This is a genomic window from Dyadobacter sandarakinus (genome assembly GCF_016894445.1).
Classification (GTDB): Bacteria; Bacteroidota; Bacteroidia; order Cytophagales; family Spirosomataceae; genus Dyadobacter; species Dyadobacter sandarakinus.
Window position 1 is genome coordinate 2,594,056 of sequence record NZ_CP056775.1, and the last position, 18,483, is coordinate 2,612,538.

At 50.8% G+C, this 18,483-nt stretch carries 9 protein-coding genes; 6 read left to right on the forward strand and 3 right to left on the reverse strand.

All coding sequences use genetic code 11. The features are described 5' to 3' along the window. Positions 1–81: 81 nt before the first annotated feature. A complete protein-coding gene (locus HWI92_RS10415) occupies positions 82–2,298 on the reverse strand; it encodes a tetratricopeptide repeat protein (RefSeq protein WP_204663447.1) in 2,217 nt (738 codons plus the stop codon). 88 nt (positions 2,299–2,386) lie between these two features. Between HWI92_RS10415 and HWI92_RS10420 the strand changes: the two genes are divergently transcribed. Together HWI92_RS10420 and HWI92_RS10425 are read left to right on the forward strand one after the other, a co-directional pair. Continuing rightward, the gene (locus HWI92_RS10420) at positions 2,387–2,851 is read left to right on the forward strand and encodes a hypothetical protein (protein ID WP_204663449.1); all 465 of its coding nucleotides are present in this window, start codon (positions 2,387–2,389) and stop codon (positions 2,849–2,851) included. Between the two features lie 35 nt (positions 2,852–2,886). Then, a complete protein-coding gene (locus HWI92_RS10425) occupies positions 2,887–4,992 on the forward strand; it encodes an alpha-amylase family protein (RefSeq protein WP_204663451.1) in 2,106 nt (701 codons plus the stop codon). A gap of 21 nt (positions 4,993–5,013) precedes the next feature. On the opposite strand, the gene HWI92_RS10430 is transcribed toward HWI92_RS10425, so the two are convergent. After that, positions 5,014–8,961 carry a hybrid sensor histidine kinase/response regulator transcription factor gene (locus HWI92_RS10430; protein WP_229249290.1) on the reverse strand — a complete coding sequence of 1,316 codons (3,948 nt, stop codon included), beginning with the start codon at positions 8,959–8,961 and terminating at the stop codon, positions 5,014–5,016. Between the two features lie 278 nt (positions 8,962–9,239). Here HWI92_RS10430 and HWI92_RS10435 point away from each other — a divergent pair, with 278 nt between their 5' ends. The 4 genes from HWI92_RS10435 to HWI92_RS10450 all read left to right on the forward strand — a co-directional run bounded on the left by HWI92_RS10435 (position 9,240) and on the right by HWI92_RS10450 (position 16,029). After that, a complete protein-coding gene (locus HWI92_RS10435) occupies positions 9,240–12,254 on the forward strand; it encodes a SusC/RagA family TonB-linked outer membrane protein (protein ID WP_204663455.1) in 3,015 nt (1,004 codons plus the stop codon). 24 nt (positions 12,255–12,278) lie between these two features. Continuing rightward, positions 12,279–14,006 (forward strand): RagB/SusD family nutrient uptake outer membrane protein, encoded by a 1,728-nt coding sequence (locus HWI92_RS10440; RefSeq protein WP_204663457.1) that lies wholly within the window; start codon positions 12,279–12,281, stop codon positions 14,004–14,006. A 227-nt stretch (positions 14,007–14,233) separates the two neighbouring features. Continuing rightward, positions 14,234–14,608 (forward strand): BlaI/MecI/CopY family transcriptional regulator, encoded by a 375-nt coding sequence (locus HWI92_RS10445; RefSeq protein ID WP_204663459.1) that lies wholly within the window; start codon positions 14,234–14,236, stop codon positions 14,606–14,608. Between the two features lie 2 nt (positions 14,609–14,610). Then, positions 14,611–16,029 (forward strand): M56 family metallopeptidase, encoded by a 1,419-nt coding sequence (locus HWI92_RS10450; RefSeq protein WP_204663462.1) that lies wholly within the window; start codon positions 14,611–14,613, stop codon positions 16,027–16,029. 115 nt (positions 16,030–16,144) lie between these two features. On the opposite strand, the gene HWI92_RS10455 is transcribed toward HWI92_RS10450, so the two are convergent. Then, positions 16,145–18,376 (reverse strand): GH92 family glycosyl hydrolase, encoded by a 2,232-nt coding sequence (locus tag HWI92_RS10455; RefSeq protein WP_204663464.1) that lies wholly within the window; start codon positions 18,374–18,376, stop codon positions 16,145–16,147. Positions 18,377–18,483: the final 107 nt, after the last annotated feature.

Sequence of the window (18,483 nt, forward strand, 5' to 3'; positions counted from 1 at the left end):
GGCTGCGCACCTGAACCTGCTGTGCTTAAAAGACAAACCTGGAATGCACTTACCGGCATACAGCCTGCAAAACGGGCAATTTCAGGCGGGCAGCCTGATCACGAAAGTGCTGCCTTCGCCCGGCATGGAGCTCACTTCCAATGTACCCCCATGACCTTTGGTAATGATATCGTAGCTGATGGACAGGCCCAGTCCCGTACCCTGGCCGGTGGGCTTGGTGGTATAAAATGGCTGAAAAATCTTTTGTACCGACTGCCCCGAAATACCTGTACCATTATCCTGAACACTGATCTCCACAAATTTTTCATCGCGGCGGGTGTGAATGGAAATAACGGGCTGGTACCCGTCGGGACCGGCTTTTTGTTTTTGGTTGACCGCGTAAAATGCATTGTTAAGCAAGTTGAGCAGCACGCGTCCAAGGTCCTGCGGAAAGGCATTCACCAAACCCGTATTATGGTCCTGCCCGATATGGATCTCCGGCTGAAAATCCTGCTCCCTGGCCCGGAATGCATGGAGGGCGAGTTTGAGATATTCCTCAATCAGGGCCGGAATGTCGGTAGGCTGCGCTGTGCCGGTACTGCTCCGGGAGTGTTCCAGCATTCCTTTTACAATTCCGTCGGCGCGCTTGCCATGCTGCATGATCCGTTGCAGGTTATCCCGGATGTCGGTGGCTATGGCCCTGGCTTCATCCACACTGCCGCTTTCCAGCTCCTGCTGCATTTCCTCGGCGAGCTCCATGCTTACTTCCGAAAAGTTGTTCACAAAATTCAGCGGATTCTGTATTTCGTGGGCTATGCCGGCAGTAAGCTCACCCAGGGAGGCCATTTTCTCAGCGTGTATCAGCTGGGTCTGGGTGGTACGCAGTTTTTCAAGGGTTTCCTGCAATGCGGTTTTCTGCACTTCAAGCAGGTTGTTGGCTTTTTGTTTGGTACGGTATGCATAAAAGCTCATGGAAGCCAGCGCAAACATCAGGATGATGCCGGTTGAGAGGGTGGCCATCTGCGTTTTGGCCAGGGTGTTTTTTCGTTCCTGCTCCACCTGCTGCGCCTGCTGCTGTTTCTCAAACGCATAGGTCATGCTGAGCTCGGTCGTTTTGCGGACATTTTCTTTTCCCCGCACCGAGTCGGCAATGGAGGCGGCTACCTTTTGTGCGGCAAGCGCTCTGCGATAGTTGCCCGATTTTTCATAGCAAAGAGCGAGTTCAGCATACATTTCACCGGTTTGTGCATCGTAAATATCGGCATCCTTCAGGGCCTCGAAGCTTTGCTCAAAGTAAGGGATGGCGGCCGCATATTTTTCCTGCATACGGAGGATCACACCCATCGCCGAGTAAGTCTGGTGGATATTGAGGGGCTGCTGCGAACGGTCCGCAATGCCGATCGCCTGCCTGGCAAGCTTTTCGGCATCCACGTACTTTTTCTGTCTGGCCAGGTTGGTGGCAGCACGCGAAAGACTGGTGGCCTCAATGCCCGTGTCCCCCATTTGCCTGGCGAGGGCGGCAGCTTTCATGGCATAATCGTAGGCTTTTTGCTCGGTTTTCTGGTCGGTAAAAAGGGCGGCCAGATTCGTATAGGCATACAGCTCCACATTTTTGATGTCCGCCTGCCTGGCCAGGCTGACGGCCTTCCCGAAACTTTGCTCTGCACGCTTCACGTCGCCGATATTCCGGAGGGTATTGGCAATGTTGACGAGGCAGTAAGCCTGCTGGGTGACGTCTTTTTCGGCTTCCGCTATCCGCAATGCTTTTTGCTGGTAAGCCAGTGCCTGCGGCTGGTCCGAAAGCATCTGGTAAGAAATGCCGATGTTCATATAGATCGTGCTCAGCATGTTGCCCTGCTTCTCGGCTTCTGCAATCGAGAGGGCTTTTTTCAGGAAAGACAAAGAACTGTCATACTTGCTCTGCATCCCGTACATGGTACCATAAGCATTGTACACTTTGAGCAGCTGCTGCTGATTCTCCTGATCTGAAAAAATCTTTTCAGACAGTTGCAGGTTATTTTTTGCAGCTTCAAAATCGCCCTTGTAGGAGTAATAATTTGCCGAGAGCATCCGGGCGCGGCCTTCGCCGGCAGTGTAGCTTATTTTCCGGGAAAACTGAATGGTAGAAAGGCTCAGCGCCAAAGCGGAATCCAGATTGGACGTACTTAAAATGCCAATCTTGTCCAAAAGCCGGTTAACTTTTGCCGTATCCGACTTTACAGTAGTAATAAGCCGATTAATACTGTCGAGTTTCCGATCTTGCGCCGGAGCGGCGAGTTGGCTGAACAGCAGGAATAATGCAATGGAGAGGTGTTTCATTGGCGTCTGTATTCAGCTGTGAGCTTTGGACCCTGATGAGCATTGATATGGAACCAAGATAAGAAAAAACAACGCTTAATCCCCTGCTATGTACCCGATCATTCTCACACTTCACTCCGGCTTCCGCTGGATGGTACTTGCTGGTTTACTGGCTGCTGTGATCACGGCAATGTGGGGTGTTGCCGGCAACCGGCCTTTTACCACCCGGGCAAATGCCATCCGGCACTGGGCGGCTACCCTCACCGAGATCCAGCTGGTGCTGGGCTTTGTGCTTTATTCCCTGAGTCCGGTCACTTCCATCAAAGCTGCGGGCAACAATGCCGTGTGGCTGGGCAACCAGCAATTCTTTTTCAGCTACGTACATGCAGGCCTGATGTTCCTGGCCGTGGTTGCGCTCTCGATCGGCTCTGCCAAGGCAAAGCGCGCGGATACCGACCGGCAGAAGTACCAAACCATGCTGCGCTGGTACGTGCTGGCTTTGCTCGTGATACTGGCCGCCGTGCCCTGGCCCTTTTCTCCTCTGGCAGACCGGCCATATCTGAGGTTATTTTAATGATGAAAAAAATGCAGGATTTCCCCCATTATTTTATGACAAAAACACTGCTTGCACTGCTGGCCCTCATAGGCAGCACCCTCCACACCCTGGCTCAGGATCAGGGCGGATTCTGGTGGAAAAGAAACAACCTCCGCGTGATCCAGACCAACCTGCCCGACTATGAAGCGGCCACCCTCAATGCAGATTCACTCCTGGCCGACCTCCGGGAATATTCAGCGAATACATTGATTATCAATGCAGGTGGTATTATGGCATTTTATCCTACCAAACTCGATTTCCACTATCAGAACCCGTATGCAAAACCCAATACGCTGAAAGATGTAATCACCAAATGCCATGAGCACAACATCAGGGTGATCGTGCGGGTGGATTTCAGCCGGGTGCACGAGCGCATTTACAAGGCCCACCCGGACTGGTGTTACCTTTCGCCCAAAGGGGAACGGATGATCAATACGGACATGTACGTGGTTTCCATCAATGCACCCTATGTACAGGACAGGGCATTCCGGATCATCGGAGAGATCATGGATACCTTCCCGGTAGACGGCATTTTCCTCAATATGCCGGGGTACCAGGTACGCAATCCGTACGAAGACAAGTACCAGGGCATTGACCAGAATGAATACGACCAGAAAGCATTTGCCGCATACAGTGGCGGATTGAAACTGCCGCTGGAAGAAAACAGTGCCGACCCGGTTTACCGCAAGTACCTGGACTTTAAAAAGCACAGCGTGGAACAATGGTCGAAAAAGCTGCATGAAATGGTCAAGGCAAAAAACCCTCAAACAGCCATCTGCACCTACATGGACCGGTACGTGGACATCATCCGCCATGAATCCCAAAGCAATACCACCCTGCCCTACTGGCCATATACGGCCTCGGACAATGTAGGCAATGCCAGCAACTCCTACCCCGACCATATTATCAGCAATGGTTCTATCCAGCAGCTTTCATTTCAATCGAGGTACAATGCGGTGGAACCGGTGGAGGCGCAGATCAGGCTTTATGAAAACATTGCCAACGGATCGGGCCTCGACCTGAGCATGATGGGCGATATGCGCGGGTATGAAGACGAGCGGAATTTCCCGGTTTTTAAGAAGGTTTACGGACATCATCAAAAATTCGAGCAATACTATGGTAAGTACAAGTCGGTAGCCCGGATCCTGGTGGTATCGCCAGGCTCATGGGCACATGGCGAGCCGGCTCAGGAGTACCGCGGCATTCAGCTCATGCTCCGGGAGGCGCATATCCCGTTTGACATTATGGAAAACACCCAGTTGGGCAACCAGGCCGGGCGGCTCAAAGATTATCAGACGATCATCCTGCCCGAGATTGTAGCGCTCGACTCCACCTCGCTTACGGCCATCAAAGCTGCTCTGGACAATGGTACACACCTCATTGCCACCAACCGTTCCCTGGCAGACCATCCCGAAATGCTCGCAGCTGTATTCGGGGCGAAAATTGAGAAGAAAGATTATGACGGGGCCGGTAATTACCTGGTGCCCGACAACAGGGGTGTCTTTAAACGGTTTGAAAAACAAAAAATGATCTCCTGGAAATATAACCTGGGCATGTACGACCTGAAAGGCGCCGACCAGACCTTCCTGCCGATCCTGGGCAAAGGTCGGCCGGGTCCGCCCGAGATCATCGGCGGCCATGAGCCGACGGGCTATTATGCGATGGGATTGAAAAACCATCCGAAAAGCAAGGCGATCATTCTTCCAATGAACCTGGGCAGGTTGTACTACATGCACGGCTACCAGCAGGATAAAAATATCCTCCTGGATGTCATCGACTACATCATACCCGAAGCATCCCGGCAGCTGCGTACCAATGCGCCCGCCAGGGTGGAAGTGATTTTGAAAGAGTTTGCCCGGAATATACCCGAAAATCAGCAGAAGCAGACCATGGAGGGATTGATCCTTCACCTCATCAACCTGACAGGTTTCAGCGGCAACACGTACTTTGAACCGCTGCCCGTGCGTGACCTTACCTTTGAGATCCAGTCAGATTTCAAACCTTCAAAAGTTTTTGCCATGAAGAGCAAGCGGACGGTCCCGTTCAAATGGGAAAAGAACATCCTGAAACTTTCCCTTTCCGAGCTGGAAGACTATGAGGGCATTGTGATCATGCGGTAAGATTCACACAAATCTGCCGGCCTATGTAACGCCTTTGTGCAGCTGGCTGACATAGGCCGACGGGCTCACGCCAAATTGTTTCTGAAAGTCGCGGGAGAAGTTGGTCGGGATGTTATAACCAACCATATCGGCCACTTCGTTGATCTTGTACTTGTTTTCCGCCAGGAGCTCCGCCGCACTTTTCAGGCGGGAAAGGTTGATCAGCTCATTGGGTGTCATGTCGGAAATGCCCTTGATCTTGCGGTACAAAGTAGGCCTGCTCATGTTCATCAGCGATGAAAGCAGGTCCACATCCAGATTGCTGTCGGCAATGCGGCTGGTAATAATGGCATTTAGCTGTTCGAGAAATTCCTTGTCAGCCTTGGAAAATGCAATGCCCTTGATGTGTGTCAGCGGCGAGCGTGCAAAGTAATCCTTGATAATGTTCCGATTGCTGATCAGGTTAGTAATCTGTGCGGCCAGGTGGTCGAGTGAAAACGGTTTTTCAATGTAGGCATCCGCCCCTACTTCCAGTCCCTCGATTTTGGAGTTCATGGAGTTTTTGGCGGTCAGGAGTACAATCGGTATGTGGCTGAACTGCACGTCGTTCTTCATCCTCCGGCAAAGTTCGATCCCGTCCATGACAGGCATCATAATGTCGCTCACTACCAGCTGAATGTTATCCTTCTGCAGGACTTCAATCGCCTGCTGCCCATCGGCTGCCCGGAGGATGTTATAGGTGCTGCCGAGTTCCTTGCTCAGGTAATTGAGGATTTCCGCATTGTCCTCCACGATCAGGATCACAGGCCGGGCAGGATCCATGGGCTTGTTAACATCCTCATTCGCCGGATTTCCCGCACTATTCCCCTCGTCCGCTCCGGTCAGGTCCATTTCATAATCCTGGTGAATGGGAAGCGAAAGCAAAAAAGTGTTCAGGTCCTTTTCCTGCCGTTTGAGTTCAAGCTTACCCTTGTGGAGCTCGGCCAGGGAGCGCGCCAGCGGTAGCCCGATACCCGTACCTTCCTGCTTCTGACTGGCTTCGAGCCGGTAAAAAGGCTCAAAGATCTTGTCCTTGTTTTCATACCCGATCATCAGTCCGTCATTGCTGAACTCGATGTGAAAAAGGAGGTCATCGCTGTTAAACGGCAGCAGCTTGATCCTGACGAGCGTATCGGCATATTTGATCGCATTGTTGATCAGGTTGCTGATGATTTTTTTACAAGCCTCAATATCCACATAAGCCTGCAGGGTAATCCTGGGCAGCTCTATTTTGTAAACAATGTTCTTCTGCTCTGCTGCCGGCCTGAACGTCGTAAATACGTCGCTGAGCAGTTCATTAATGTCGGTTTTTGCAAAATTCAGACTGAAATTATTGGCCTCCGCCTTTCTGAAATCCAGGAGCTGGTTGGTCAGGTCTATCAGTCTGTTGGTATTTTTATTGATCATAGTCAGGTTCTCAAACGTGTCGGCATCCGCATTTTCCCTTGCCAGCAATTTGTCGAGCGGCATCTTGATCAGTGTGAGGGGTGTGCGTATTTCGTGCGCTACATTGGTGAAAAAATCAATCTTCGCATTGTAAATCTCACGCTCCTTCCCGATCTCCATGGTTTCAATCTCCCGCTTGCTCTTCTCGCCCATCGCAAAGTGATAGTAGCGGAACAATGTTGTAACAATCGCGCCAGCAATGACTGCATAAAGCAGGTACGCCCAGGTTGTGGCCCACCACGGCGGCAGGATGTCGATCGTCAGCCTGCGTTCATTGCTGTTCCAGACCTGGTCATTGTTGGCCCCGCGTACCTTGAACACGTAATGCCCGGGCGGGAGTTTTGAAAAGAAGATCTTTCTGGAATTTTTTAATGGAAACCATTGCTTGTCAAACCCTTCCATCTGGTACATATACCCATTCATCTCCGGAATCACATAGCTCAGTGCCGCCACCTCAAAGCTCAGGCTCGAACTGTCGTGCGGCAGCCTGAGTTCCCGGGTATAAAGGGCTGACGTGCCTGCGGACGACTTCGGACCGGCAGCAGCAAGGTCTTTGTTGTTGACCAGGATGCGGGTGATGTAAACCGGAGGTATAAATTCGTTTTTGATGAAGGTACCCGGCCTGAAACTGATCATTCCCGCCACCGTACCGAAATACAGCGTGCCATCATCGTCTTTGAACGACGAATTATAGTTGAACTGCTCGCTCGGAAGGCCGTTTTCTTCATTGTAGTTGGTAAACCTGCCTGTTTTACTATCCAGCATGGACAAGCCCCGGGAGGTGGAGATCCAGAAATTTCCGCTATCGTCTTCCAGTACCCTGAACACCTGATTGTCCGGGAGACCATCTTCGACCCGGTAATTCCTGAATTTCTCCGTAACAGGATTATACCGGGAAAGACCGTGCTCGGTGCAAAACCACAGGTCGCCGTCGCCGCTTTGATAGAGGCTGTTGATGTAGTTGTCCGGCAGCCAGTCGGCTCTTCCTTCCTTGTACCTGATCCTTCCTTTTTTATTCGTTTTCGGATTAAAATAGGAAACTCCCCCGCCGTAACTGGCTACCCAGAGTGTTCCGTGCCTGTCTTCATGAATGTGCTGTACCTGGGTGTCCACAAACTCCATTCTTGTAAAATCATCCGTACTCCGGTTGTATTTAAACAAGCCCGACCAGGTGCCGACCAGAATGTCCGAAGCCCGGGTTTTGTACAGGGTCACAATGAAATTACTTCCGAAAGAGCGGGGCGAGGCGGTGGTATAATGACGGACCACCCGGTTGGTTTTCAGGTCCAGTACATCCAGTCCATGCTCATAGGTACCCACCCAGAGCTTGTCGCCATCGGCCACGAGCCCGTGAAGGTTGCGGTAGGAAATGCTCCCCTTTTTTCCATCGGGTAAAAAAGGCGTAAAGCTGCCTGTCTGAAGGTCGAGGCGGTTGAGGCCATTGTCCTCCGTGCCGATCCAGAGGTGGCCGTACTGATCTTTGCAAATTTCATGGACCAGGTTTCCGCTGATGCTGTTGCCTGGCAGCGGGAAGTATTTTTGAAAACGGTTAAATTCGGAAGAGTAATAATTGACACCTCCGAACTGCGTACTGATCCAGATGCCTCCCTCCCTGTCTTTGAAAATCGCATTGATGATGTTGTCCGTAATGGAATAAGGATTGAATTTCTGCTTGGCAATCTGCGTCATTTTCTTCCTTTTCAGGTCCAGGACAAACAGGCCCGACTCGGACCCGAGCCAGTACTGCCCGCGGCCATTGTCGAAAAAAGCATGCATGTGAATGTCTTCTTTCTGCCCCGTCTCTTCGGAAAGGTCCGTGATTTTTCCGTTCCGGAAATTAAAAAGCAGCACCCGCTTCATGTTCCCGATCAGCAGGGCGGAGTCGCCGACGGATTGTACGACAATGTTGGTAAATACTTCCCTGCCGCCGGTAAGGCCCGCAATATCGTACTCGGTAAACCGGTTGGTTTGGTGATCGAACCGCCGCACTTTCCCGTTGTTGCTTCCCGCCCACACGGTTCCTTCCGGCGAAATATGGAGTGAGATGGTACTGTTGTCGGGTGAGAATGCATGCACCTTGCCGGTGCGGGTGTCATACTTGTGCAGGCAGTAGTCGGAAAGGATCCAGATGTTACCCGCTTTGTCGCCCCGGATCATGCGTACCTCCCCAGGCCTGATCAGCCGGAATGCGGAAAAGCGGTCGGATACCGGGTTGTAGATGTAAACGCCCTTGTGCGTGCCGATCCACAGCTTTTCATCTTTGTCTTCGTACAAAGAAAAAACCGAGTTACTGCCCAGGCTGGTAGAATCACCGCTGCTGCTCCTGAAAATCTTGAAGGAAATCCCGTCGAAACGATTGAGACCATTGCGGCCTGCAATCCAGATAAACCCTTTTTTATCCTGAATAATGTCGCCGGTGGCATTACCCGACAACCCGTCGGATACCTGGTAGCTTTTGAAATAATAGGGGCCTCCCTGGCCCAGGCATGCCAGGTACAGGAACAAGCAGCAAACCGTTGTAAGGAGATGTTTCACACAAGCATTCCACCAAAATGCCGGCTTGGTTTCCGGCTGGTCCGTCTAAACATTTTTATAAATATATCCCTGTTTAATCATCGCTAATAACAAAAATGAATCATGAGACATTTTGATCCAAAATTGAGACACAGCGATCATCCCATTTATCAGCAAAGAAGGAAATTCGCACCACTTTAAATAAATCCAAAAATTTAATCAGATAATAACAAGCAGACCTTAGCGTACCTGTTTAACCAACAATTTTGATGAAAAATAATTTGTACAAACTAACACAAGCTGCGGAAAGGCCAAGGCTGGCAGGATGGTCTGCCAAGGCTTTTACCACCTTGTTCTTCGGCCTTGTGCTGATGATGTCCCAGGTGGCGGTAGCACAAACCGGCACAGCTATTTCCGGTAAGGTTACCGACAAACAGGGTGCACTTCCCGGGGTTTCGGTTGTAGAAAAAGGCACTACAAACGGCACTACGACTGATGCAGACGGTAATTTTAAGCTGCAACTTTCGGCAGGCGCCAAAACACTGACGATCTCCCACGTAGGTTACACAAGTCAGGATGTGGATGTGACCAACAAGTCCACGGTTGACATCACCCTGCAGGAGGATGAAAAAACACTGGGCGAAGTGGTGGTGATCGGTTACGGATCGCTTAACAAGCGCGAAGTATCCAGCGCAATCACCCACTTGTCGTCCTCGGACCTGCTCCGTGTGGGCAGTAACAGCCCGTTGATGTCGATCCAGGGCAAGGTAGCCGGACTTTCGGTAACGAACACTTCGGCCGGCGACCCTAACTCTACCCCCAATATCCAGCTGCGCGGCGCTTCTTCCCGCAATGCAGGTCTGGGACCCTTGTATGTGATCAACGGAATTCCGGGTGGTAACATCGACAACATCAACCAGAATGAGATCGAATCCATTGACGTACTGAAAGGCGGCGCGGCGTCGGCGATCTACGGTACACGCGGAAGCAACGGGGTGATCGTGATCACTACCAAAAAGGGATCGGCCCAGTCGCGGTTGTTTTATGACGGCTATACTTCTTTTGACTTCCTGGCCAATGAGCTGAAAGTGCTTTCAAAAGATGAGTTCCTGGCAAACAAGCGGGGTGTTGATTTTGGCGGCAATACCAACTGGCTGAAAGAAGTAAGCCGTCAGCCGGCATTTTCGCATAAGCACACGCTGCAGTTTTCGGGCGGAAACGGAAAAACAAACTATTTCAGCTCGGTGGATTTCCGGGATGCAAACGGGATTGACCTTCGTGCAGGAAAAAGAGAATACGGCGGCCGGGTGAACATTAACCACACCACTGCCAATGATATGTTTGCGCTTACATTCAGCGTAGCACCGCGTTATGCAAAAACCAGCGAGGCCGATTACAGCGGCTTCAACTACGCACTGACGCTGAACCCGACCTTGTCGGTGAAGGATTCTACCGGCAGGTATGCCTATATCAACTCCGGTTTCTTTGCCAACAACCCGGTTGAACAGGCTACGAGCGTGATTCGTGGTGAGGAGATCAAATTCCTTGATGTGAACGGTTCAGCCAAATGGAACATCCTTCAGAACCTGAACACGACGGTAACTTTCGGTGAGGTGACCAGGTCGGCACGTGCGCAGCGGTTCACGCCGTCCAACATTACAACTGTCATCAACGGTAGCGGCCGTAACACGGCTTACCAGGCGCTGAACGAAAATGATCAGAAGAGTTTGGAATGGCTTGGAAACTATTTCCTGGATGTAAACAAACATTCGGTGAAGCTGCTGGCGGGTTACTCTTACCAGCTGTTTACCAACTCCGGCTTTGATGCTTCGAATGAGAAATTCCCGTCAGACGTACTTACTTACAATGGTCTGGGAACAGGGTTGTGGAACCTGGAAAAAGGAATCAATGGTGTAGGCTCCTATAAAAACAGCTCGACATTGATTGCATTCTTCGGACGTCTGAACTACGATTTCGATCAGAAATATTACGTATCTGCGAGCTTGCGCCGGGAGGGTTCTTCCAAATTCGGTTACGGCAACAAATGGGGGTATTTCCCGGCTGCATCGGTTGCCTGGCGTGTGACACAGGAGAACTTCCTGAAAAGCGTTACGTGGCTTAACGAGCTGAAAGTACGTGCGGATTATGGTGAAACGGGTAACCAGGATTTTGATCCTTACAAATCCCTGGATACTTACGGCGGCTACGGATACTATCCTTTCAATGGTACTCCGTACCAGGTTTGGGGACCTAACCAGAATACAAACTATGACCTGCGCTGGGAAAAAGCAATCAACTTCAATGCGGGTGTGGACTTTGAGCTTTTCAGCAATCAGGTTACGGGTAGTGTGAATTACTACGTGCGCACAAACAAGGATTTGCTCGGAAATTACAATGTATCCAATCCACCGAACATCCAGGGCCAGACTTTCGCCAACGTAGGTACCATGCGGAATACGGGTGTGGAATTGCAACTGAGTGCAGCGGTGGTGAACAAAGGCGATTTCAGCTATAACCTGGGACTGACCGGTGCCTGGAACAACAACAAATTTGTTTCGTTCTCCAACAACCTGTACAGAGGCCAGTCTTATGTTGATGTGGTGGGCATGCCTGCACCCGGAAGCCCCGGAACACTTCAGCGCTTGCAGGAAGGTACCCGTATCGGTAGCTTTTACGCACTCAAATCGGCTGGTGTAAATGAAAGCGGTGCTTTGCTGGTTTATAACAAAAATGGAGAGGTAGTTCCTGCCAACGAAGCCAAGAATGATGACAAGCAGTTTGTAGGAAACGGTCTTCCCAAGTTTACACTGGGCTTAAGCAACTCATTCAAATACAAGAACTGGGATCTGAGCGTGTTTCTGCGTGGTGCATTCGGTTACAAACTGTTCAATACCTACGCTTTCTACCTGGGTACACCAGCAGCACAGGAAAATGCGAACGTCCTGACCTCAGCGTACGACGGCGGCAAATACTCAAAGCTGACCAGCACCTCTACCTATTCCTCCCTCTCGGATTACTTCCTCGAAGCGGGTGGGTTCCTGAAAGTGGACAACGTGACGCTGAGCTATACCCAGCCATTGAAGACCAAATTCATGCAGTCGGTACGGATTTATGCAACCACCAGGAACCTGGCAACATTTACCAAGTTCACAGGCGGCGATCCTGACCTGATCCAGGTGAACGGACTGTATCCGGGTGTTCGTACCAATAGTGATAACAACGGCACGCTGGATTATTACCCTTCCACCACGCAGCTTCTGCTCGGGTTACAGCTCACTTTTTAATTCTGAAATTACCAATAGCCAAAAATGAAAAGGAATCAATTTTCAAAATACATATACAGGTTTACTGCCTGCGCAATGCTTTCGGTGACGGCAGGCTGCACCAACCTGGATGAGGTTTTATACGACCGGATTACCTCCGAAAACTTCCTGCAGACACGTGATGACGTGACCCGCGACTTTCTGAGGGCATTTGAACACAGCTACTGGAGCATCCAGGGTGGCAGCACATTCATGCTGCAGGAAAACAGTTCTGACGAAATGATGACGCCGAACCGCCAGGGCGACTGGTTTGACGGCGGACAGTTCCAGCGTGTGCATTACCATACCTGGACCCCGCAGGACGGATACACCACCGACGCGTGGAATGCACTTTACGGGGGTGTAACCCTGGCGACCAACTCACTGGAAGACCTGGAAGGGATTACCGATCCCTCCAAATTCGAAATGACGCGGGAAGAGCTGGACGGTATGATCGCCGAGCTGAAAGTACTCCGTGCCTGGCTGAACATCCGCCTGCTGGATTTTTACCGGAATATTGTCATTGTTACCAAAGTAAAAGGCCAGACCGAAGGCGGAGCACAGGCTACACCTCAGGAAGCATTCGCCTTTATTGAGCAGGAACTGAAAGATGCGCTTCCAAAACTATCGACCAACACCACATTGGGTGATAACGTGTCGGGACGCTGGACCCAGGGCGGAGCAGCTGCATTGCTGGTGCGCCTGTACCTGAATGCAAAAGTGTACACCGGAACGGATCGTTTTGCCGATTGTGCAACACTGGCGCAGGAAATCATCGACGGAAAGTATGGCAGCTACGCGCTGGAATCACGCTGGGATGCACCTTTTGACTATACCAATCCGACTTCAAAAGAAACCATGTTCGGCTTCCCGGGAAGCTTTGCACAGACCCACTGGCAATATGACGGCGGTATGTACTTCTGGATGCTGCCGAACCTGGCTCCGAGCTACTTCGGCTTCACCGACTTTGGAAATGCAAACCCCAAGTATGCCATGCAGCCGGGCCTCGACGTGGATAGTGTGGAATACAGCTTTACACTAGGCAAGCCATTTATTAAATTTCAGAAATACAAGGACGATCTCCGTCTGAAAAAATACAAGAACCTGGGCAACAGCAAGCGTGAGGGGATGTTCCTGTACGGCTACCTGCCTTACACGAATGCAGCCGGAAAACAGGATACGGTAAGAGGTTTCAAAGGTCCATACCCATTGTACCTGCGTGACCAGGTGGGCAAATTCCTGGATGCCAAGCCAGGAACCAAGATCGCCGACAAGGTATCAAACATGAACAATGCCGATAACAACTCCGGTATTTTCCCTGTCAAATACCCCTTCTACCCCAGCGACGACGCCAACAAAATTTCTTCAGCTTACGCAGAGGTACGTTTTGCAGAGATTTATTACTCGCTGGCCGAGTGTAAATACCGGGCAGGCGACAAGGCAGCCGCAGCAGTACTGCTCAATACAGTACGGAAACGCAACTATCCTGCGGGCTCTCCAAGCCTTTACAAGGCCGATGGCAGCCAGCTGACCGACCAGGAAATGCTGGATGAATGGATGCGCGAGTTCCTTGCGGAAGGCAGAAGAAGAACCGACCTGATTCGTTGGGGTGTGTTCAGTACAGGTACCTGGTGGGACAAAAAACCGGATGCAGACAAGCATACGGAGATTTTCCCGATTGGTCAGAATGTGCTTAATGCCTCTCCCCAGCTGAAACAAAATCCGGGGTACTGATAACCCGGCCGGGCAACTTGCCATAACCTGCCTGAGCAGGAAAAGAAACTATCCACCAGGAAGCCAGCGTGCTTTCCGGTGGATAGTTTTTTTATGGGTATCTGGAAATAATACCACAAGAAACTTCATCAATTTTTAGATAAACTAAACTTTTAGTTTTGAAACTAATTAAATAGTCATACATTTGGGAGTCGCTATTGTTTTCAACATTTACCACAGACATAAATATGGAAGTACGCAGTTTAACCCGGGCCGAGGAAGAGGTTATGAAGATCCTCTGGCAAAAGAAAAAAGCATTTGTCAAAGATATCCTGGCAGAAATGCCTGAGCCCAGGCCGGCCTACAATACCGTATCGACGATCATCCGGATCCTGGAAAAGAAAGAGGTGGTAGGCTATACCGCCTACGGGAAAACGCATGAGTATTACCCGCTGATCAGCGAGGAAGATTACAAGCGAAGTGAAGCCAGGCAGCTGATCAGCAGCTATTTCAACAACTCACTGCCGGATCTTGTCTCGTTTTTTGTAAAGGAAAATGATCTTAAGGCCCGGGACCTGGACGAGATCATGGATCTTATTAACCGCCATAAAAACGCTCAATAAGCATGGAAACGCTGATTTATCTGGCCAAAGTAAACCTATACTGGGTACTGCTGTATGCATGTTACCAGGTCATGCTCCGCCATCATACGTTTTTTAAATGGAACCGTTTTTACCTGCTGGGCTCTCTGCTGGCCGCATTTGTGCTGCCGCTGATGATCTACCCGGCCGCAGCTCCGGTGATCCCGGCACTGTACACCATTGATGCCGCAGCTTTTTCGGTGGTTCACAACAAGCAGGAAAGTGTATCCCTGTTTACCTGGGAAAATGCAGCCTACTGCCTTTACCTGGCCGGATTCGGCATTAGTGCATGCCGGCTTGCCGTGCAGGTATTGCAGCTGAGGCGGGTACTGTCGCAGGGAGACAGGATCGTGCTCGATGATTGTCAGGTAATCCTGAGCAGTTCGGCGGGATCGTTTTCGTTCCTGAAAAACATTGTGATCAGCTACGACGATTATGAAAATCATTTCGATGAAATCCTGCGTCACGAAATGGTACACACCCGGCAGTGGCACAGCGTGGACATCATGATGCTCGAAATCCTGAAAACGGTCTTCTGGTTTAATCCCGTGCTGGCCCTGTACAAACGTGCTACCCAGGAAGTACACGAGTTCCTGGCCGACCAGCAGGCGGTCAACCGGGAGCACTATGCACGATTCCTGATCTCCTATGCATTGAATACCCCTGTCTCTTCCTTATCCAATCATTTTTTTAAACCATCTCAAATCAAAACACGAATCAAAATGATCTACAAAAACAGAACATCAAAGTGGATGCTGGGCACCTACTTTGCCGCCGCCGTACTGGCCGGCACCAGCGCACTGATCGTTGCAGGCTGTGAGCAGCAGGAGACTGCCAGTGAACAAACCGCGGAAGCAGCAGCCACAGAACCCAAGGTATATACCGTGGTCGAAGAGCTGCCCGAATTTCCAGGCGGTCAGGAGGCGATGTTCCGGTTCCTGGCCGAGAACCTGAAATATCCGAAAGCTGCGATAGACAAAGAAGTGGAAGGAAAGGTCATGCTGTCCTTTATGGTATCGACAACCGGCGAGACCAAAAATGTTACCGTGCTGAAAGGGGTGGGTTATGGCTGTGATGCGGAAGCAGTGCGCGTACTTTCCAAGTTTCCGAAATGGAAGCCGGGCCGCCAGGATGGTAAAGCCGTCAATGTACAATATACGCTTCCCGTTAATTTTCAGTTAGAAGGTAAATCCAAAAAGACAACTGCACAAACTGCCCCTGAGCCGCTCTATATTTTGGACGGTGTTAAGCTGAGCGGCAAGAACGACAGCCGCTTCACATCGGTGAATCCCGATCATATTGCGAGCATCAATGTCCTGAAAGGCGCGCAGGCCCGTGAACAGTTCGGCAGCGAGGGCGACAATGGCGTTCTTCTTATTACGACCAAAAAAGGTTCAAAATAATCATGCTGACCAGCCGGCCTGTTACCGGCAGACGTGACTTTGTCTGTCTGCCAAGGTGAAGTCCGGTGCAGACCCGCCGGTCAGACACGTACAGGTACTCAGATAAACAATGGAGCTACTCCCCCAGCCCCCATTGTTTATTTGGCTTTGGTCCCATTTCAAGTTCCAGGGTTCCGCCAGCCATCAGTTCTGTGTGGGTAAATGAGGGTTTGTTCAGCGCCTTTCCATTGAACCTGGCACTCTGGATGTATTTATTGACGACCGAGGCGCCATTTGCCAGTACCGTAAACTCCTTCCCGTTTTGCAGCTTTATGCTCGTCTTTTCAAAGAGCGGGCTGCCGATCGTGTACTCGGGCTTACCGGGCGTAAGCGGGTAAAAACCCATGGACGAAAACACCACAAAGGCCGTCATTCCACCGCCGTCCTCGTCGCCCGGGATTCCGAAAATATTGTCTTTGAACCATACATCGAGCAAAAACCGGATCTGCTTCTGCGCTTTCCAGGGCGCCGTACTGTTGTACAGATACGGAATGTGAAAGCTGGGTTCATTGCCCATCGAAAACTGCCCCACATTGCCCGTAGCATCCGGGAACTTAGCCCAGAACTCATATTTGCTCCTGCCCAGCCCCTCCCGGAAAAGCTGGTCCAGCTCAGCCTCGAAACGTTGCTTGCCGCCCATCAATCCGATCAGACCGGGAATGTCGTGCTGCACCTGCCACTTATAGGTGTACCCGTTGTTTTCATCATAGTATTCCCGGCCGCCCATTCCACCATCAAATTTTGGGTCAATCCTGAGAAAATTGCCTTTGCTGTCCTTGGGAATAAACATCATCTGCTCCTTATTCCACAGGTTTTTGTAGTTCAGCGCGCGCCGGCTGAAAACCTGGTAATCCTGCGTTTTACCCAATGCCTGGGCCAGCTCTCCCACAGCCCAGTCGTCGTAAGCCCCTCCGAGCGTCACGGCCACCGACTGCCGTTTTTCAAAGGGAGTCACAAGCTTCACAGTCTCCTTTTCGCCTTTTGCAAGTGCGGGGTAGTAGCCGTTTTTGAGATAAAAATCATCGAGCTCACATTTAGGCCCGTTCACCCAGGGAAGCATGGTAGCCTCATTGGCATTCTTTACCATGCCCTCGTAAGCTTTTTCCACATCAAAATTCCGCAATCCCTTTTTGTAACCATCGAGCAGTACAATTGAAGAGTGAAAACCGTTCATACAAGGATTGTCCCCGAACAAAACCGGGAAAGTAGGAATCCAGCCGCTCTGCCTGTACATATCTACAAACGACTGCAGCATATCCTCTTCCTGCGCAGGGTTCAGAATCGTACGGAGAGGATGCTGTGCAAGGTAAGTGTCCCACATCCAGTCGTCTACGTAAAATGTCCGGCTTGCCTGGTGTACCTTGTTGTCATAGCCACTGTAATATTGACCATCTTCCGATATATCGACCATCCGCTCGTAGGTCCGATACAGTGCGGTGTAAAAGCTGCGTTTCTGCGCCTCGGTCCCACCCTGCACATTGATCTGCCCGATCACCTTTTCCCAGGCATCCTCTCCCTGTTTTTTGAGCGTTTCGAAGTCGACGGATTGCAGTTCATTCTCAAAATTCTTTTTTGCCTGTTCCGCTGACACAAATGAAATGGCATATTTGAGCGCTACATTTCTCGTCTTCGGGGAAAAAGTAATGGCAGCCCGTGCATCTTTCCCATCCGCTTTCCGCGCTGTACTAATCTGCCCGTTTACACCGGTGACTACCGTACCCGCCTCACTGAATTTACCGTACAAGTGGATCTTCATTCCATGGTACTGCTCCGTGGCAACCACCACGTTTCCCTCCCTGAAATCCCAGCTGCCTGCTCCGTTGTACAGTCCAAGCAGTAGGCTTTTTTCAGTATCTGCAGGAAATTCAAAGCGGAAAATCCCCGTCTTCCTGCCGGGAACATAAGATACGGTCACCTCATCATCCACAAAGTAGGTAGTGTAGTACCAGGGGCGGATGGTTTCCAGGTCATGGTCATAAGCGAGTTTTTTCTCCCAGCTCTGGGCATTGATCTGTTCGGTAAAGGGTTTGATCGAAAACGCTTCACCAAGCCGGTGCGAAACGATGGTCAGTGGAAAACTGGAAATCTGGTCGTCCAGGTAATTGGCGCGGATCGGCGCCATCCGGATCATCTGGTTCGGCAGCTGCACGGTCGGGCGTGTCGGTTCCAGGAGCTGGCCCACATTACCGATCTTCGGGTCGATATACCGGAGGTTGTTTGCACCGGCTTCCCGGCTTTCCTTCTGTGCCTGCACAGGCAGCATGGATAGCAGTGCAAAGCCAAGGCCGGTCAATTGTTTGATGCGCATAAAATCACTTGAAATGGTACAACAGGGCAAAACCCTTCTCTCAAAAACAGGAAAAGGTTTGAAGAAGCGAAGTAAGTAAATCGCACTGTCAAAAACGGGATATGCCG